The following is a 16,360-nucleotide window of genomic DNA, read 5'->3' as shown; positions in this document are numbered from 1 at the left end:
GCTCCGGCGGCCCGTGGGAGGGTCCGGCCGCGTGGCCTACAGCCAGCTGAGCTCCCACAGGCGCCACACGCCGGTGCCGTCCGAGAGGTACTGGGCGCCCGCGACGGCCTCGCGCGACATCACGTAGTCCTTCTTCTGCCAGATCGGCAGCATCGGGACCTGCTGCGCCACCAGCTTCTGCAGGTCGCGGAAGTCGTTGGCGGCGGCGCCGCGGTCCGAGAAGGACTGGGTGCGGGTGATGAGGTCGTTGACGGCCTTGTCGGAGTAGCCGCTGTTCATGGAGTTGTCGGCGCCGACGAGCGGGGCGATGAAGTTGTCCGCGTCCGGGAAGTCGGCGATCCAGCCGATGGTGTAGGCGTCGAACTCGCCCGCCGCGTAAGCCTTCTGGAAGTCGTTCCACTTCTCGACCGGCTTGATGGTCACCTGGAAGAGGCCGGTGGACTCCAGCTGCGCCTTCAGCTCCTCGGCCTCGGGGACGCTCGCGCCGCGCACGTTGACCCCGAGGGTGATCGCGACCGGGGTGGTGACTCCGGCGTCCTTGAGCAGCTTCTTCGCGGTGACCCCGTTCGGCGAGGGCCAGGCGTCGAAGAACGGCGTGCTGTGGGCCGCGATGCCCGCCGGGACGAGCGAGTAGAGCGGGGTGACGGTGCCCTTGTAGACCTCGGTGGCGACCTTGGCCCGGTCCACGACCGCGGCGACGGCCTGGCGGACGGCGGGCTGGGCCACCGGGGAGCCGGGGCGGAGGTTGAAGACCATGCTGCGGATCTCCGTACCGCCCGAGGCCTGGTACCGGGTGTCCTCCAGGCCCGGGTTCAGGTCCGCCAGGACCGCCGGGGGCATGTCGCGGTGGGCGACCTCGATCCCGTGGTCGGTCCAGGCCTGCTCCAGCTGCGCGGAGTCCTTGAAGTACTTCACGGTGACCGGGCTCTTGGAGACCTTGCCCTGGCCCTTGTACGAGGTGTTCGGCTTGAGCTCGGCGCTCGCGCCGGCGCTGTAGCCGGCGAGGGTGAAGGGGCCGGAACCGTCGACCTTCTCCTCCTCGCGCAGCGCCTTGGCCGGGTACTTGTCCTTGTCCACGATCGAGGCGGCGCCCGTCGCGATCTTGAACGGGAAGGTGGCGTCCCCGGCGGAGAGGTTGAAGGTGACCGTGCGGCCCTCGGCCTTGACCGACTCCAGGGTGTTGAACAGCGGCGCCGGCCCCTGGTCGGAGTTGATCGCCTTGATCCGGTCGAAGGAGAACTTGACGTCCTCGGCGGTGATCGCGCGGCCGGAGGAGAACTTCACGTCGGAGCGCAGCTCGCACTGGTACGTGGTGAGCTTGTCGCCGACGAAGGCGCACGTGGAGGCGGCGTCGGGGACCGGGGTGTCGGCGCCGGGCTTGATGGTCAGCAGCGACTGGTAGACGTTGCTGAACAGGGCCCAGGAGCCCGCGTCGTACGCCCCTGCGGGGTCGAGGGAGGAGACCACGTCGCTCGTGCCGACGCGGATCGGCTTCCCGCCGCCGGCTTCCTGTGGCAGCAGCTGCCAGGTGGCGACGCCGGCGACGCCGAGGACCAGCCCGGCCGCGATGACTTTCGAGCGGACAGACCGCAACATCCTTGACTCCACCCCACGGGGCGCACACCGGAGCGTGCGACCAGCTATCCGATTATCGGTCACATCCCATCACGGAATTTCGGCCTCGGGAAGGCCGATTTGTGGCGTGGCGTTGAGGGTTCGGGTGGTTCAGGCCTGATATGAGGCGAGTTCGACGACTGTGATGTCCGACGGCGCACCGACCCGGACCGGCGGCCCCCAGGCGCCCGCACCGCGCGAGACGTACAGCTGGGTGTCCCCGTAGCGCTCCAGTCCGGCGACGGTGGGGTTGGCGAGCTCGGCGACGTACTCGCCGGGCCAGAGCTGCCCGCCGTGGGTGTGACCGGAGAGCTGGAGGTCCGCCCCGTACCGGACGGCCTCGTCGATGACGATCGGCTGGTGGGCGAGGAGCACGGCGCTGCGGGCACGGTCCCGGTCGCCCAGGGCCGCCTGGAAGTCCGGGCCGTGGCCCTCGCTCTCGCCCGCGATGTCGTTGACCCCGGCGAGGTCGAAGTACGGGAGCTCGCGGCGGGCGTTCTCCAGCGGGGTGAGGCCGAGCTCGCGGACGTGGTCCACCCACTGCTGGGCCCCGGAGAAGTACTCGTGGTTGCCGGTGACGAAGTACGAGCCGTGCCGCGAGCGGAGGCCTCGGAGCGGTTCGGCGGCGGGGCCGAGGTCGTGGACGCTGCCGTCGACGAGGTCGCCGACGACCGCGATGAGGTCGGGCTGCGTGCGGTTGATCGTGTCGACGATGCGGGTGGTGTGGGCGCGGCCCAGGATCGGGCCGAGGTGGATGTCGCTGACGACGGCGATGCGGAAGCCGTGCGCCGCGCGGGGGAGCTTCGCCAGGGGGACCTGGACCCGCTTGACGCGGGGGCCGCGGAGGACTCCGTACGTGCCGTAGCCGACCGTGCCGGCTGCTGCGGCGGCGGCCGTGCCGGCCACGATCCGCGCGAAGCGGCGCCGGCTGACGCCGGAGGGGCCGGGCTGCGCGGGGTCCGCCTCCGCGGGGCCTGCCTCCGGCGGGGCCGTCGCCGTGACGGAGGTCGGCCCGGCAGGGGCCGCGGGCTCGGCAGTGGCTTCGAGGGTGGCCTGCGGCGCGGTTCCCCTCCCCGCCCCTTCCCGAATCCGGGGCTCCGCCCCGGACCCCGAGCCGGGTCCCGACGCGGCCGCGCCTGCGGCGGCCGACGCAGGGCGGGGCTCCGCCCCGGACCCCGGGGCGTCCGCGCCCGTGGCGGCGGGCGCGGTGCGGGGCTCCGCTCCGGGCGCCGGCGGGGCCGCGCTCTCGGGGGCGTGCGGGACGGTCGGCGCACCGGACTCGGTGGGGCCCGCGGGCCCGGGCTGCGGGGCGGTGGCTGTGTTCGACCGGCGGAGCCAGAGCGCGCGGACGGGCTCGGCCACCAGCATGGCCAGGGAGAGGTACAGGAGGACGGCCAGCCACATGTAGCCCGGCCAGGCGACCGCGCGCTCCAGCCAGAAGGGGGCTCCGGCGCGGCCCGCGACGAGGGCGGCCACGGACAGGAGCGGGAGCGCGAAGGCCAGGGCGGTGCCCGTGCGGCGGATCGCGCCGCCGGGGGCGGTGGTGTCGCGGACCAGGCGGACCCAGAGCCAGCGGTGCACCAGCACCAGGAGGGCCAGGACCAGCAGGGCCACGGCCGCGACCAGAACGATCGTCATGCGCCCGCCTCCGTACGTGATTCACGCCGCAGTGCCCGCACTCCGCGCAACCCGATCACTCCGACGGCCGTCCCCAGGAGAAAGGACGCCACCGCCAGGAGAAGGTGGACCCAGAAGTACGCGGTCGGGTCCCCCGCGGCGTCGAAGGCCAGACCGCTGCCGTCCTTCCACAGGTTCCGGACGAAAGACACCCAGATGAACCAGCTCCACACTCCGAAGGCGAGCAGGAACCAGGAAGCGGCGCGGCTGAGTCTCATGGACTCAGTATCTGTTTCGTCCCCAGGACGGACGCGCCGGGGTGGGCTGTCCCGGCGGTGGTTGCGGCGGGTTGGCCGATCCATGACGCTAATCACAGCATCGGGATGTACTTTCACCTGCGTGTCTGCCAAGAAGACCGCGTTGACGGTCCTTTCCGCCGCGCTTCCCGCCCTGCTGGTCCCGGCACTGCTGGCTCCGGCCGCCTTCGCGGCGCCCACGCCGACGCCGCCGGCGGACGGGAAGGGGCAGCCCCCCAAGGCGCCCGCGCCGCCCGCCTCGATGTCCACGGTCGGCGGTGCTTCCCTCGGGCAGCCCGGTACGCAGGTCAGCCTGCTGCCCGGCGCGCCCGCGCTGCCGGCGAACCTGACGGGGCGTTCGTGGATCGTGGCCGACGCCGAGACCGGCGAGGTCCTCGCCGCGCACAACGCCCACTGGCGGCTCCCCCCGGCCTCGACGATGAAGATGCTCTTCGCCGACACCGTGCTGCCGGGTCTGCCCAAGGACCAGGTGCACAAGGTCACCGACCAGGAACTGGACGGGGTCGGCGCCGGCTCCAGCCTCGTGGGCATCAAGGAGGACGCCGAGTACAGCGTCCACGACCTGTGGCTCGGGGTGTTCCTGCGCTCCGGGAACGACGCCGTGCACGTACTTTCGGCCATGAACGGCGGCGTCGAGAAGACCGTCAAGGACATGCAGGCGCACGCCGAGGAGCTCCAGGCCCTGGACACGCACGTGGTGTCCCCCGACGGCTACGACGCTCCGGGCCAGGTCTCCAGCGCCTACGACCTCACCCTCATCGCCCGCTCCGGTCTGCAGAAGCAGGACTTCCGGGAGTACTGCGGCACGGCCAGCGCCAAGTTCCCCGGCCGGCAGGAGCCGGGCAAGCCGCGCGAGACCTTCGAGATCCAGAACACCAACCGGCTGATGACCGGAGCCGGCGGCCTCTCCCCCTACAAGGGGATCGCCGGGGTGAAGAACGGCAACACCACGATGGCCGGCTCGACCTTCACCGGCGCCGCCCAGCAGGGCAACAAGAAGCTGCTGGTCACGGTGATGAACCCGGGCACCGGGGGCGCGAACTCCGTGTACGAGGAGACCGCGGACCTGCTCGACTGGGGGTTCGCGGCGGTCGGGAAGGTCAAGCCGGTGGGCGAGCTGGTGCCGCCGAAGAGCGCGGACACCACCTCCCACGGCTCCCCGGCCCAGTCCCACGAGAACAACCCGTCGGCGTCCGGTGCGGGCTCCGGCGGCGGGATCGGTACGGCCTTCGGCGTGGCGGGCGGGGTGCTGGCCGTGGTGGCCGGCGGGGCCTACGCGGTCAACCGGCGCTGGCCGCGGGGGCGCGGCCGCCGGGCTCGCGGCCAGGTGTAGCGGAGTCGGACGTGGCGGACGTGGCGGACCCGGCGGGCTCCGGGTCCTCCACGCCGTCCCCGTCGGTGTCCTCGACGGCATCGCGAGTCGCGGTCCACGCCGCGCAGAAGAGCAGCAGCTTCGCCGTGAGGTTGATCCAGATCAGCAGCGCGATCGGCACGCCGAAGGCCCCGTACATGCTCTTCGTGGCGACCTCCCGCATGTAGCCGCTGAGCAGCAGCTTCAGCAGCTCGAAGCCGGCCGCGCCGAGGAGGGCCGCCTCGATCAGGCGGCGGCGGGGCGGTTCGACGCCCGGGAGCAGGGTCAGGACGTAGAGCAGCAGCAGAAAGGCGGCCACCACTCCGACGAGGAAGGCCCCGCCGCGCAGCAGGCCGCCGCCCGCGCCGTCGCGCGGGACGTGCAGCCAGTCCCCGGCCTTGCCGACCGCACTGGAGCCGAAGATCGAGGCGGCGGCCGAGGCCAGGCCGACGCCGCCGAGGCCCATGAGGACGAGCGTGTCCTTGCCCTTGCGGACGAAGGGGTTGCCCTCGTCCTCGTCGTCCTTCTCCCACACCGCGCGCAGGCAGTCCCGCATCGAGCCGACCCAGCCGATGCCGGTGAAGAGCAGGACGGCGGCGGCGATCAGCCCGACCGTGCTCGCGTTCGCGACGAGGGCGTTGATGTCGAGCTGGTCGGAAATGCCGGGGACCTGCTCGGCGAGGTTCCTCTGGAGCTTGTCGAGCTGGTCCTGGGTGAGGAGTCCGGCGCCGATCGCGGCGGCCACGGTGATCAGCGGGAAGAGGGCCAGGAAGCTGATGAAGGTGATGGCGGCGGCCAGCCGGCTCCAGTGCACGCGGTCGAGCCGCTGGTACGAACGCCACAGGTGGGTCCGCATGAGCGCGGACACCAGGGGCCCGATCAGCGGGAGTTTCGTCAGCCAGTCCATACGGTCACCGTAAATGAGCTGTCGCAAATAGCCGGGATTGCCGCTTTTGGGTACTACGGTCGTCGATTGTGACTTTTTGCCCGACGGCTCGGCCGTTCCATGCCCTGGTCCTGCGAAGGATCGGTTTCCGGTTCCGGTTCCTGCGTCAGGAACGGCGTACGGTCGCCTCGCCCGCGGCAGCCCCCGCACTGCTGTCCGTCGCCGAGCCGAGCTGCGCCGGGACGCCGCTCGCCCCTCCGCTTGCCCCGTTGCCGAAGGGGTATTCGCGCAGCTTGCGCCAGACCCCGTCCGAGCCCTGCTCGTAGAGGGCGAAGCCGGAGCAGACCCACTCCGCCGCGTAGTCGGCGAGGGTGCTGAACGCCAGGTCCATCGCCTCCTCGGAGATCCCGTGGGCGACCGTGACGTGCGGGTGGTACGGGAACGCGAGCTCCCGGCTGAGCGGCCCGTCCGGGTCGCGGACCTGGCCCTGGAGCCGGGTGCAGCCGGGGCCGCCCTCGACGACCTGGACGAAGACGACCGGCGAGAGGGGACGGAAGGTGCCCGTGCCGGCCAGCCGCATCACGAAGGGGCGGCCGGCGGCCGCGACCTCGGCCAGGTGGGCACGGATCTCGGCGAGCCGGTCCGCGGCCACCTCCGTCGGCGGTACGAGGGTGACGTGCGTGGGAATGCCGTGCGCGGCAGCGTCCCCGAAGCCGGCGCGCAGCTCCTGAAGGCTGCTGCCGTACGGCTCCGGGACCGAGATCGAAACGCCGAGCGTTACGGTCCCCACGTAGCTCTCCTCCGCCTGTAGTCCCTGTGCGTGGTCTGTGCTTCGCCCGTGCTCCGCCTGTGCGTCGCACGAGTGCTGCCGCCCCAGTGTGGCGGCAGCACCCCCCAGATCGCCAGGGCCCTCTTCCTCTTCCGTGCCCGTCAGTGCTTCGCGGGCAGGAAACCGAGGTGGTCGTAGGCCTGCGCCAGGGTCTCGGCGGCGACCGCCCTGGCCTTCTCCGCGCCCTTGGCCAGCAGGGAATCCAGGGTCTCCGGGTCGTCCAGGTACTCCTGGGTCCGCTGCTTGAAGGGTGTGACGAAATCGACCATCACGCCGGCCAGGTCGGTCTTGAGCGCACCGTAGCCCTTGCCCTCGTACGCGGCCTCCAGCGCGGGGATCGACTCCCCCGTGAGGGTGGAGTAGATCGTGAGCAGGTTGCTGACGCCGGGCTTGTTCGCGGTGTCGAACCGGACCACGGCCTCGGTGTCGGTGACCGCGCTCTTGATCTTCTTCTCGGTGGCCTTGGGCTCGTCGAGGAGGTTGATCAGGCCCTTGGGGGAAGACGCCGACTTCGACATCTTGATCGCCGGGTCCTGGAGGTCGTAGATCTTCGCGACCTCCTTGACGATGTGCGCGGCGGGGAGGGTGAAGGTCTGCCCGAAGCGCTGGTTGAAGCGCTCGGCGAGGTCCCGGGTCAGCTCGATGTGCTGCCGCTGGTCCTCGCCGACGGGGACGGCGTTCGCCTGGTAGAGCAGGATGTCGGCGACCTGGAGGATCGGGTACGTGAACAGGCCGACGCTGGCGCTGTTGACCCCGCCCTTGGCGGACTTGTCCTTGAACTGCGTCATGCGGCTGGCCTCGCCGAAACCGGTGATGCAGTTCATGACCCAGCCGAGCTGCGCGTGCTCGGGCACGTGGCTCTGGACGAAGAGCGTGCAGCGCTCGGGGTCGAGACCGGCGGCGAGGAGCTGCGCGGCGGACAGCCGGGTGTTGGCGCGCAGGTCCTTCGGATCCTGCGGCATGGTGATCGCGTGCAGGTCGACCACCATGTAGAAGGCGTCGTGCGTCTCCTGGAGGGCGACGTACTGCCGGATGGCTCCGAGGTAGTTCCCGAGGTGGAACGAACCGGAGGTGGGCTGGATGCCGGAGAGCGCGCGAGGACGATCAGAAGCCATGGCCCCATTCTCTCAGGTGTGACACCGGGCTCGGCCCCGCCGCTGGCCGGAACCCGGCGGCTCCCGTCTCCCGGGCCCGCCCCCCGCCCGGATACCCGGCGGTAGCGCCCCGTCCGGATCCCACCTCGGCCGAGCGACCGCTTTCCCCCGAGGTCACGGGGGTGCCGCTGCGCGGGGTCTGGGGCGGAACCCCGAGGGGGGTCCGGGGCGCAGCCCGGTACCCCCCTCCAGCCCGTCCGGCGCTTGAGGACCGGGGTCCGGGCAGAGCCCGGGGCCCCATCCAGCCCCGCCGGCGCTTGAGGACCGGGGTCCGGGCAGCGCCCGGGGCCTCATCCAGCCCCGCCGGCGTTTGAGGCGCGGGTCCGGGCAGCGCCCGGGGAACGGTGGAAGGGCGGGTAGGGGACGGCCCCGCAGGGACCGCCCTCTACCCGGGAGGGGTCAGGCGACGGGCAGGCCCGGGGCCGGGAAGGCGGCCATGAGGTCGGCGACCTCGGCCCGGACCGCGGCCAGGGCCGACTCGTCCCCCTGCCCGGCGGCAGCCACCGCACGCTCGATCCACCCGGCGACCACCGGCATGTGGTCGACACCGAGCCCCCGGGACGTCAGCGACGGCGTACCGATCCGGATCCCCGACGGGTCGAACGGCTTGCGCGGATCGAACGGCACCGTGTTGTAGTTCACGACGATCCCGGCCCGGTCCAGCGCCTTCGCCGCGATCTTGCCGGACACCGACTTGCCCGTCAGGTCGATCAGGATCAGGTGGTTGTCCGTACCGCCCGAGACCAGATCGAAGCCCCGCTCCAGCAGAGAAGCGGCCAGCGCCTTCGCGTTGGCGACGACCGCATGCGCGTACGACACGAACGAGGGCTGCGCCGCCTCGTGCAGCGCCACCGCGATACCGGCCGTCGTCTGGTTGTGCGGGCCGCCCTGGAGGCCCGGGAAGACCGCCTTGTCGATGGCCTTCGCGTGCTCCTCGCGGCACATCAGCATCGCCCCGCGCGGACCGCGGAGGGTCTTGTGGGTGGTCGTGGAGATCACGTCCACGTGACCCGCCGGGGACGGGTGGGCCCCGCCCGCGATCAGGCCGGCGATGTGCGCCACGTCGGCGACGAGCACCGAGCCCGCCTCCTTCGCGATCGACGCGAACGCCTCGAAGTCGATCGTGCGCGGGAGCGCCGTACCGCCGCAGAAGATCAGCTTGGGCCGCTCCGCCAGCGCGAGGTCCCGTACGGCGTCGTAGTCGATGAGGCCGGTGTCGGCCTGGACCCCGTACTGCACGCCCCGGAACCAGGAGCCCGTCGCCGAGACGCCCCAGCCGTGGGTCAGGTGCCCGCCCATCGGCAGGGCCATGCCCATCACGGTGTCGCCGGGCTTCGCGAAGGCCAGGTACACGGCGAGGTTCGCCGGGGAGCCGGAGTACGGCTGCACGTTGGCGTGGTCGACTCCGAAGAGGCCCTTCGCCCGCTCCACGGCCAGCGCCTCGATGCGGTCGATGTTCTGCTGGCCCTCGTAGTACCGGCGGCCCGGGTAGCCCTCGCTGTACTTGTTCTGCAGCACCGTGCCGGAGGCCTCCAGCACGGCGGAGGAGACGTAGTTCTCGCTCGGGATGAGGCGCAGCGTCTCGGCCTGGAGGGTTTCCTCGGCGGCGACGAAGGTCGCCAGCTCGGGGTCGGTCGCGAGCAGGGCGGGGTGACGGTACGGGGGGTGGTTCGCGCTCATGGCGGCTCCTCCGGGGTCGATGTCGGATCTCGTCCCCGCGAGGCCCAGGCGAGCGGCCCTGTATGCGGTCGTGCGCGCACGGCTCCCCCGGAGTTGGTTCTCCGTGCGCCAGTCGCCGTGCGTATCCGACACCCTAGCGGCCACGCCGCGAGAAAGGTTTCTCCGTCCGGTATTCGAGCGAGGATGCAGAGTGACGCCACCCTCGTCACCGGCCTGACGGACGATCGGAGACCCCGTGTCGACAACTGCTGATGCCATCCGCTCCGCCGACGCGCACAGCGCGCACAACTACCACCCCCTGCCCGTCGTCGTCGCCACCGCCGAGGGCGCGTGGATGACCGACGTGGAGGGCCGCCGCTACCTCGACATGCTCGCGGGCTACTCCGCCCTCAACTTCGGCCACGGCAACCGCCGGCTCCTCGACGCCGCCCGCGCCCAGCTGGAGCGGGTCACCCTGACCTCCCGCGCCTTCCACCACGACCGCTTCGCGGACTTCTGCACCGAGCTCGCGGCGCTGTGCGGCAAGGAGGCCGTCCTGCCCATGAACACCGGGGCGGAGGCCGTGGAGACGGCGGTGAAGACCGCCCGCAAGTGGGGGTACGAGGTCAAGGGGGTCCCGGACGGCCACGCCAAGATCGTGGTGGCGGCCGACAACTTCCACGGCCGCACGACGACCATCGTGTCGTTCTCCACCGACCACGACGCCCGCGACCACTTCGGCCCGTACACCCCCGGCTTCGAGATCGTCCCGTACGGGGACCTCACCGCGCTCGCCCACGCCGTCACCTCCAACACCGTCGCCGTGCTGCTGGAGCCGATCCAGGGCGAGGCCGGCGTGCTCGTGCCGCCCGCCGGATACCTGCAGGGCGTACGGGAACTGACGCGCGAGCGGAACGTCCTGTTCATGGCCGACGAGATCCAGTCGGGCCTGGGCCGCACCGGCAAGACCTTCGCGTGCGACCACGAGGGGGTCGTCCCCGACGTGTACCTCCTCGGCAAGGCGCTGGGCGGCGGGGTCGTGCCCGTGTCCGCGGTGGTGGCCGACCTCGACGTCCTCGGCGTGTTCAAGCCGGGCGAGCACGGCTCCACCTTCGGCGGCAACCCGCTGGCCTGCGCCGTCGCCCTGGAGGTCGTCGCGATGCTGCGCACCGGCGAGTACCAGCAACGCGCCACCGAGCTCGGCGACCACCTGCACCGGGAGCTGAACCTGATGGTCGGCGGCGGTGCGGTGACCGCCGTACGCGGCCGCGGGCTGTGGGCGGGCGTCGACATCGACCCGGCGCACGGCACCGGCCGGGAGATCTCCGAGAAGCTGATGGGGCTCGGAGTCCTGGTCAAGGACACCCACGGGTCGACGATCCGGATCGCGCCGCCGCTGGTGATCTCCAAGGAGGACCTGGACTGGGGGCTGGACCAGCTCAGGTCGGTCCTCGGCGGCTGACCGGACGGCTCAGAGGATCACGTGGGGCAGGAAGCGGGCGTACTCGTCCGTGACCGGCCCCGCCGACTCGCGGATGCCCAGGCCCGCCGCCTCGTCCTCGACGACCCACGCGCCGAGCACCACCCGGTTGCCGTCGAAGTCGGGCAGCGGGGCGAGGCCCTGGAAGACGTACGTCTCGTCCTCCTCCGGTGCGAACGGCTCGCCGCCCACCGGATGCAGGGTGACGCCCGCGCCCTCGCGGCCCAGCAGCGGCTTCGCCGCGTAGCCGGTGGTCGTGGCGAGTTCGCGCGGGCCGTCCAGGTAGGCGGGCAGCAGGTTCGGGTGCTCCGGGAAGAGCTCCCACAGCACCGCCAGCAGCGCCTTGTTGGAGAGCAGCATCTTCCACAGGGGCTCGATCCAGGCGGTGGTGCCGGAGCCGCCGCCGTGGTCGTACGTGCCCAGGACCTGCGGGGCGAACTCGTCGGTGGCCAGCCACTCCCACGGGTAGAGCTTGAAGATCGCGCGGATGAAACCGAGCTTCTCGTCCACGAACCGGCCGGACAGGGAGTCCCAGCCGATCTGCTCCACCGACAGCTCCCGCGCGTCGATGCCGGCCTGCTCGGCGGTCTCCTGGAGGTAGGCGACCGTCATCAGGTCCTCGCCGAGCTCGTCGGTCTCGGAGTGCGCGAAGTGCACCGGGCCGGCCGGCAGCAGCTCCGCCTGGCGGCGCCAGGCGTCGACGAGCCGCTCGTGGAGCGAGTTCCACTGGTCGGCGCCGGGGAAGCGCTCCTCCATCCAGAACCACTGCGGGCTGGCCGCCTCCACGAGGGAAGTGGGGGTGTCGGCGTTGTACTCCAGCATCTTGGCGGGGCCGGTGCCGTCGTAGCGCAGGTCGAAGCGGCCGTAGAGGGACGGCTGTTCCGCGCGGCGCCGCCAGGACTCGGCGATCAGCGCGGCGAGCTTCGGGTCGGTGATGCCGAGGTCGGCGAAGCGGTCGTGGTCGACGATGTGCTGGGCCGCCGCCAGGCACATGGCGTGCAGCTCCTCGACGACGTTCTCCAGCGCCTCGACCTCGGGGAGGGTGAAGGAGTAGTACGCGCTCTCGTCCCAGTAGGGGCGCAGGGAGTCGTCGGGGTAGCGGGTCAGGGGGTAGATCAGCCCCTGCTCCTCGACGGTCTTCTGCCAGTCGGGGCGGGGCTCGATGGTGTGGCGCTTCACCCTGGATCAGCCGCCCGAGGAGCTCTTGTGGCTGCCGCCGATGCCGCCGCGGGTGACGGCGGACTTGTCGAAGCTGCCGCCGCTGACCTTGTTCTTCGCGACGGTGCCGCCGTAGTAGTACGCACCGCGGCCGCCGCTCTTGCACTCCTTGGAGTTCAGCTTCTGCAGGGTGGCGCGGTCCGCGCAGCGCTTGTCGGGCTCGTTGCTGCTGCCACAGGCCACCAGGGCCGCGGCGAGCAGGCCCATGCCGCCGAGGGCGACCGTGCCGGAGCGCATGCGGCGCGCGGTGTCGTTGCTCTTGCTGCTGCTACTGCTGCTACTGCTGTCCATGAACGGTTCGCTCCCCCTGGGTGGCCGGCTGCGCACAGACTAGAACGGCCGCCCCGGCCGACGGAATCCGGCCGACGTGGGATCCGTGACCTAGAGTCGTTTCGTGCTCATTGGGATGATTTGCGCGCTCGGTGCGGCGGTCTGCTTCGGCACGGCGTCGGTGCTGCAGGCGGTGGCGGCACGGGCCGCGGAGCCGGGAACGGGCTCCGGGGTCGACACGGCGCTCCTGCTGCGGGCACTGCGCCAGTGGCGCTATCTCGCCGGACTCTGCCTGGACGGGATCGGCTTCGTCCTCCAGATCATCGCCCTGCGGCACATCCCGATCTACGCGGTGGGCGCGGCCCTCGCCGCCAGCCTCGCGGTGACCGCGGTGGTCGCGGCGCGGCTGCTGAAGGTGCGGCTGAGCGGGACGGAGTGGGGCGCGGTCGCGGTGGTGTGCGCGGGGCTGCTGATGCTGGGGCTGGCGTCCGGTGAGGAGGGCTCCGGCCAGGGCACGCTCGCGCTGAAGCTGGGGCTGCTGGCGGTGGCCGGACTCGTCCTGGTCGTCGGGGCCGTGGCGGGCGGGCTGCCGGACCGCAGCCGGGCGCTGACCCTCGGCCTGGCCGCCGGGACGGGCTTCGGCGTGGTGGAGGTGGCGGTCCGCCTCATCGACGACGTCTCCCTCTCCGCCCTGTCCAACCCGGCGTTCTACGCCCTCCTCCTGGGCGGCGGCTCCGCCTTCCTCCTCCTCACCTCCGCCCTGTCGCGCGGCTCGGTGACGGCGGCGACGGCCGGCATGGTGCTGGGCGAAACGATCGGCCCGGCGGCGGTGGGCGTGGCCTGGCTGGGCGACCGCACCCGCGAAGGCCTGACCTGGCTGGCCATCACAGGCTTCCTGGTGGCCGTAGCCGGCTCCCTGGCCCTGGCCCGCTTCGGCGAACCCCCGACCCCCAAGCCGTCCAGCGCATGAGGCCCTCCCACCCGTCCAGCGCATGAGGCCCTCCCACCCGTCCGGTGTTTGAGGACCGGGGTCCGGGGCGGAGCCCCGCGGGGGGGGTCCGGGGCGCAGCCCCGGGGAACGGGGGAAGGGTGGGTAGGGGACGGCCCCGCAGGGCGCGCTCACGGGAGCGAAGCGACCAGCGCGGACAGCGTCGGCGCCCACGCACTCTGGGACGGAGTCCCGAAGCCGACGACGAGCGCCTCCCGCGAAGGCATCGCCGCCTCCGGATGCCGGAAGAAGGACAGCGGCAGCAGCCCCAGATCCTGCCAGGCGGCCGCCCGCAGGGCCGCCCGCTCCCCGCCCGGCGGAAGATCCAGCACCGCGTGCAGTCCGGCCGCGATCCCGGAGACCACCGCACGGGACCCGACCGCCGCCACCAGCTCGTCGCGCCGCCGCCGGTACCGCAGCCGCATCCCCCGCACGTGCCGGTCGTACGCCCCGGACCGGATGAACTCCGCGAGCGTCAGCTGGTCCAGCGCGCTGGAGCTCCAGTCGGTCCGCCCCTTCACCGCGAGCACCTCGTCCAGCAGCGGCCCCGGCACCACCATCCAGCCCATCCGAAGCCCCGGCGCCAGCGACTTGCTCGCCGTGCCCAGGTACACGACCCGGTCCGGGTCCAGCCCCTGGAGCGCGCCGACCGGCTGGCGGTCGTAGCGGAACTCCCCGTCGTAGTCGTCCTCCAGGATCAGCCCGCCGGTGGACCGCGCCCAGTCCACCGCCGCCGCCCGCCGCCCGGGCGTCAGCGCGGCGCCCGTCGGGAACTGGTGCGCCGGCGTCAGCAGCACCGCCCCGGCGCCGGAACCGGCCAGCCCGGTGGTGCGGGCCCCCGCCCCGTCCACCGCCAGCGGCCGCGTCCGCAGCCCGGCGCCGGTGAGCAGGTCCCGGTGCGCGTCCAGCCCGTACCCCTCGACCGCCACGTCCCGGATCCGCCGCGCCCGCAGCATCCGCGCGAGCAGTATCAGGGCCTGGCCGAAGCCCGCGCACAGCACGATGTGCTCGGGGTCGGCGTACACCCCGCGGGCCCGCGCCAGGTACCCGGCGAGGGCCTCGCGCAGCTCCACCCGACCGCGCGGGTCCGCGTACCCGAAGGCCTCGTTCGGCGCCTCGGTCAGGGCCCGCCGGGCCGCCGCCAGCCAGGCGGCGCGCGGGAAGCCGCCCAGGTCCGGGGAGCCGGGCTTCAGGCTGTACGAGGTCTGCGCGCGCACGGGGCGCCGTACGGGTACGGCCGCCGCGGAACGCCGTCCCGCGGCCCCCGCCCCGACCCCCACCCGGGCCCGCTCCGCGACCCGGGTCCCGGAGCCCCGCCGGGCGGTGAGCCACCCCTCGGCGACGAGCTCGGCGTAGGCCTCGGCGACGGTGTTGCGGGCGATCCCGAGGTCCACCGCGAGCGAGCGCGAGGAGGGCAGCCGGGTCCCCGGGGCCAGCCGCCCGCTGCGCGCCGCCTCGCGCAGCGCCTCGGTCAGCCCGGCCCGGACGCCGCGCCCGGGGACCGGCTCCAGATGCAGGTCGGCACCGAAAGTGGCCCACGATTCCGTCATGGACATGGACCATATAGGCGGGCCGCCCGGCTCCTAGGCTGATGCCATGACCAACACCGAGAAGGCATCCGAACACACCCCCCGCATGCAGCTCGCGAAGCTCGCCCCCGAGTTCTACAAGGCCGCCGTGGCCCTGGACGCGGCGGCGGCCAAGGGTCTGGACCCGGCCCTGGTCGAGCTCGTCAAACTGCGCGCCTCGCAGATCAACCACTGCGCCTTCTGCATCGACATGCACTCCAAGGACGCCCTCGCGGCGGGCGAGGACGTGGAGCGGCTGCTGCTGCTCGGCGCCTGGGAGGAGTCGCGGCACTTCTACACGGAGAAGGAGCTCGCCGCGATCGAGCTGACGGAGGCCGTGACCGTCCTGACGGACGGTTTCGTTCCCGACGAGGTCTACGAGCGGGCCGCGAAGCACTTCGAGGAGAAGGAGCTGGCCCAGGTGATCGCCCTGATCGCCGCGATCAACGTCTGGAACCGGATCGGCGTCACCACCCGCCTGACCCCGGGGCACTACACCCCGGGGATGTACAAGTAACCCCTCGCGCGCCGCGCCCGGCCGTCATCCGCCCGTGGGGCGGAAGGCGGCCAGCGCGGCTTTGTGGTGGGACTGGGTGAGCGTCCACTCGGGCGCGGGGCCCGCCGTGAGGACGGCCCACTTCTTGCCGTCCTCGGCGACGAAGACCCGTTCCACGCCGCGGCGCCGGCCGTGCGACTCCGCGCTGTCGTACTCGTAGACCAGCTCCCCGCCCTCGGGGGCGCCCTCGGCCGGGCCCACGCGGATCTCCTCGTAGCCGGTGGTCTGGGCGCGCAGGTAGGCGGAGGCGCCCTGGACGGCTGCGAGCGGGGTCAGTTCGGGCTCGCTCACCTGGAAGACCTGGACCAGCGCGGTGCGGTCGGGAGAGCGGTAGAAGACCCCCGCGGCGGCCTCCTCCCGGAGCCACCCGGCGGGCACGGCGAGGGTGAACCCCTTGGCGTCGCGCACGGTCTCGTGGGCGGAGTCGCTCGGGCTGGGGCTCGGGCTGGGCGTGGGGCTGCCGCTGCCCGTCGGCGACGGGGAGGAAGAGGAGCGGGTGGCCGTGGCCGACGGGCCCGTCGTCCCGTCCCCGCTCGGCGGGGCGCCGGCCGCCGTCGGCCCCGCCTGCGGCGGCTGCTCCCCGGTGTCCCGCGCCACGAACCACACGGCGGCGGCCCCGAGTGCGAGCGCGGCCACGGCGACGGCCGCCGTGGTCGGCGTCAGCCACCGCCCGCCGGCCCGCGGGGGCGGCGGCTGTACGGGGTACCCCGGCTGCCCGGGCTGCGGATGCGGATACGCCGGGTACGGGTAGGGGTCCGGCGCCGCCCCCGGGCCGTAGCCGGGAACGGTGGCGGCCGGGCCAGGGTCCAGTGCGTAGCCGGGAGCGGGCGGCCGGCCCGGAGCGGGGGCCGGG

At 72.8% G+C, this 16,360-nt stretch carries 16 protein-coding genes and 1 riboswitch; of the genes, 5 read left to right on the top strand and 11 right to left on the bottom strand.

The features are described 5' to 3' along the window. Positions 1-36: 36 nt before the first annotated feature. The 3 genes from ACZ60J_RS22150 to ACZ60J_RS22140 form a co-directional block, all read right to left on the bottom strand. Positions 37-1,593, bottom strand: a complete 1,557-nt coding sequence (locus tag ACZ60J_RS22150) for an ABC transporter substrate-binding protein (protein ID WP_469684851.1) — start codon at positions 1,591-1,593, stop codon at positions 37-39. Between the two features lie 132 nt (positions 1,594-1,725). After that, a complete protein-coding gene (locus tag ACZ60J_RS22145; RefSeq protein ID WP_469684177.1) occupies positions 1,726-3,252 on the bottom strand; it encodes a metallophosphoesterase in 1,527 nt (508 codons plus the stop codon). Further along, the gene (locus ACZ60J_RS22140; protein ID WP_250744046.1) at positions 3,249-3,509 is read right to left on the bottom strand and encodes an SCO4848 family membrane protein; all 261 of its coding nucleotides are present in this window, start codon (positions 3,507-3,509) and stop codon (positions 3,249-3,251) included. Before ACZ60J_RS22140 ends, ACZ60J_RS22145 begins: the two co-directional genes overlap by 4 nt. 121 nt (positions 3,510-3,630) lie before the next feature. Between ACZ60J_RS22140 and ACZ60J_RS22135 the strand changes: the two genes are divergently transcribed. Next, positions 3,631-4,881 carry a D-alanyl-D-alanine carboxypeptidase family protein gene (locus tag ACZ60J_RS22135; protein ID WP_469684175.1) on the top strand — a complete coding sequence of 417 codons (1,251 nt, stop codon included), beginning with the start codon at positions 3,631-3,633 and terminating at the stop codon, positions 4,879-4,881. On the opposite strand, the gene ACZ60J_RS22130 is transcribed toward ACZ60J_RS22135, so the two are convergent. From ACZ60J_RS22130 to ACZ60J_RS22115, 4 genes are all read right to left on the bottom strand, one after another. After that, positions 4,829-5,806 carry a YihY/virulence factor BrkB family protein gene (locus ACZ60J_RS22130; protein ID WP_469684174.1) on the bottom strand — a complete coding sequence of 326 codons (978 nt, stop codon included), beginning with the start codon at positions 5,804-5,806 and terminating at the stop codon, positions 4,829-4,831. The two genes, ACZ60J_RS22135 and ACZ60J_RS22130, sit on opposite strands and share 53 nt — an antisense overlap. 145 nt (positions 5,807-5,951) lie before the next feature. After that, on the bottom strand, positions 5,952-6,575 hold the full coding sequence (locus ACZ60J_RS22125) for a 2'-5' RNA ligase family protein (protein WP_469684172.1): 624 nt from the start codon (positions 6,573-6,575) through the stop codon (positions 5,952-5,954). Between the two features lie 140 nt (positions 6,576-6,715). Then, a complete protein-coding gene (trpS, locus tag ACZ60J_RS22120; protein ID WP_469684171.1) occupies positions 6,716-7,729 on the bottom strand; it encodes a tryptophan--tRNA ligase in 1,014 nt (337 codons plus the stop codon). A gap of 438 nt (positions 7,730-8,167) precedes the next feature. After that, entirely contained in the window at positions 8,168-9,448 is a 1,281-nt protein-coding gene (locus ACZ60J_RS22115) for a serine hydroxymethyltransferase (RefSeq protein ID WP_469684169.1), read from the bottom strand. A 35-nt stretch (positions 9,449-9,483) separates the two neighbouring features. Continuing rightward, a riboswitch (ZMP/ZTP riboswitch) is annotated at positions 9,484-9,574 on the bottom strand. A 109-nt stretch (positions 9,575-9,683) separates the two neighbouring features. Between ACZ60J_RS22115 and rocD the strand changes: the two genes are divergently transcribed. Next, positions 9,684-10,889, top strand: coding sequence for an ornithine--oxo-acid transaminase (rocD, locus tag ACZ60J_RS22110; RefSeq protein ID WP_469684167.1), 1,206 nt, complete (start codon positions 9,684-9,686; stop codon positions 10,887-10,889). 9 nt (positions 10,890-10,898) lie between these two features. Here the strand turns inward: rocD and ACZ60J_RS22105 are convergent, their stop codons facing one another. Beyond that, the gene (locus ACZ60J_RS22105) at positions 10,899-12,086 is read right to left on the bottom strand and encodes a glutathionylspermidine synthase family protein (RefSeq protein WP_469684165.1); all 1,188 of its coding nucleotides are present in this window, start codon (positions 12,084-12,086) and stop codon (positions 10,899-10,901) included. 6 nt (positions 12,087-12,092) lie between these two features. Beyond that, on the bottom strand, positions 12,093-12,416 hold the full coding sequence (locus ACZ60J_RS22100; protein WP_469684164.1) for a hypothetical protein: 324 nt from the start codon (positions 12,414-12,416) through the stop codon (positions 12,093-12,095). Between the two features lie 115 nt (positions 12,417-12,531). Between ACZ60J_RS22100 and ACZ60J_RS22095 the strand changes: the two genes are divergently transcribed. Beyond that, positions 12,532-13,365, top strand: coding sequence for a DMT family protein (locus ACZ60J_RS22095; RefSeq protein WP_469684849.1), 834 nt, complete (start codon positions 12,532-12,534; stop codon positions 13,363-13,365). Positions 13,366-13,514: 149 nt separating this feature from the next. On the opposite strand, the gene pdxR is transcribed toward ACZ60J_RS22095, so the two are convergent. After that, a complete protein-coding gene (pdxR, locus tag ACZ60J_RS22090) occupies positions 13,515-14,933 on the bottom strand; it encodes a MocR-like pyridoxine biosynthesis transcription factor PdxR (RefSeq protein ID WP_469684163.1) in 1,419 nt (472 codons plus the stop codon). Between the two features lie 46 nt (positions 14,934-14,979). Here pdxR and ACZ60J_RS22085 point away from each other — a divergent pair, with 46 nt between their 5' ends. After that, positions 14,980-15,468, top strand: a complete 489-nt coding sequence (locus tag ACZ60J_RS22085) for a carboxymuconolactone decarboxylase family protein (protein ID WP_469684161.1) — start codon at positions 14,980-14,982, stop codon at positions 15,466-15,468. 24 nt (positions 15,469-15,492) lie between these two features. On the opposite strand, the gene ACZ60J_RS22080 is transcribed toward ACZ60J_RS22085, so the two are convergent. Next, positions 15,493-15,915 (bottom strand): hypothetical protein, encoded by a 423-nt coding sequence (locus ACZ60J_RS22080; RefSeq protein ID WP_469684159.1) that lies wholly within the window; start codon positions 15,913-15,915, stop codon positions 15,493-15,495. Between ACZ60J_RS22080 and ACZ60J_RS22075 the strand changes: the two genes are divergently transcribed. Beyond that, entirely contained in the window at positions 15,902-16,258 is a 357-nt protein-coding gene (locus ACZ60J_RS22075; RefSeq protein WP_469684157.1) for a hypothetical protein, read from the top strand. The genes ACZ60J_RS22080 and ACZ60J_RS22075 overlap by 14 nt on opposite strands. Positions 16,259-16,360: the final 102 nt, after the last annotated feature.

This window comes from Streptomyces sp. NPDC104226 (assembly GCF_055584085.1).
Note: the sequence above shows the minus strand (reverse complement) of the source record. Positions and strands in the feature narration are given on the sequence as shown.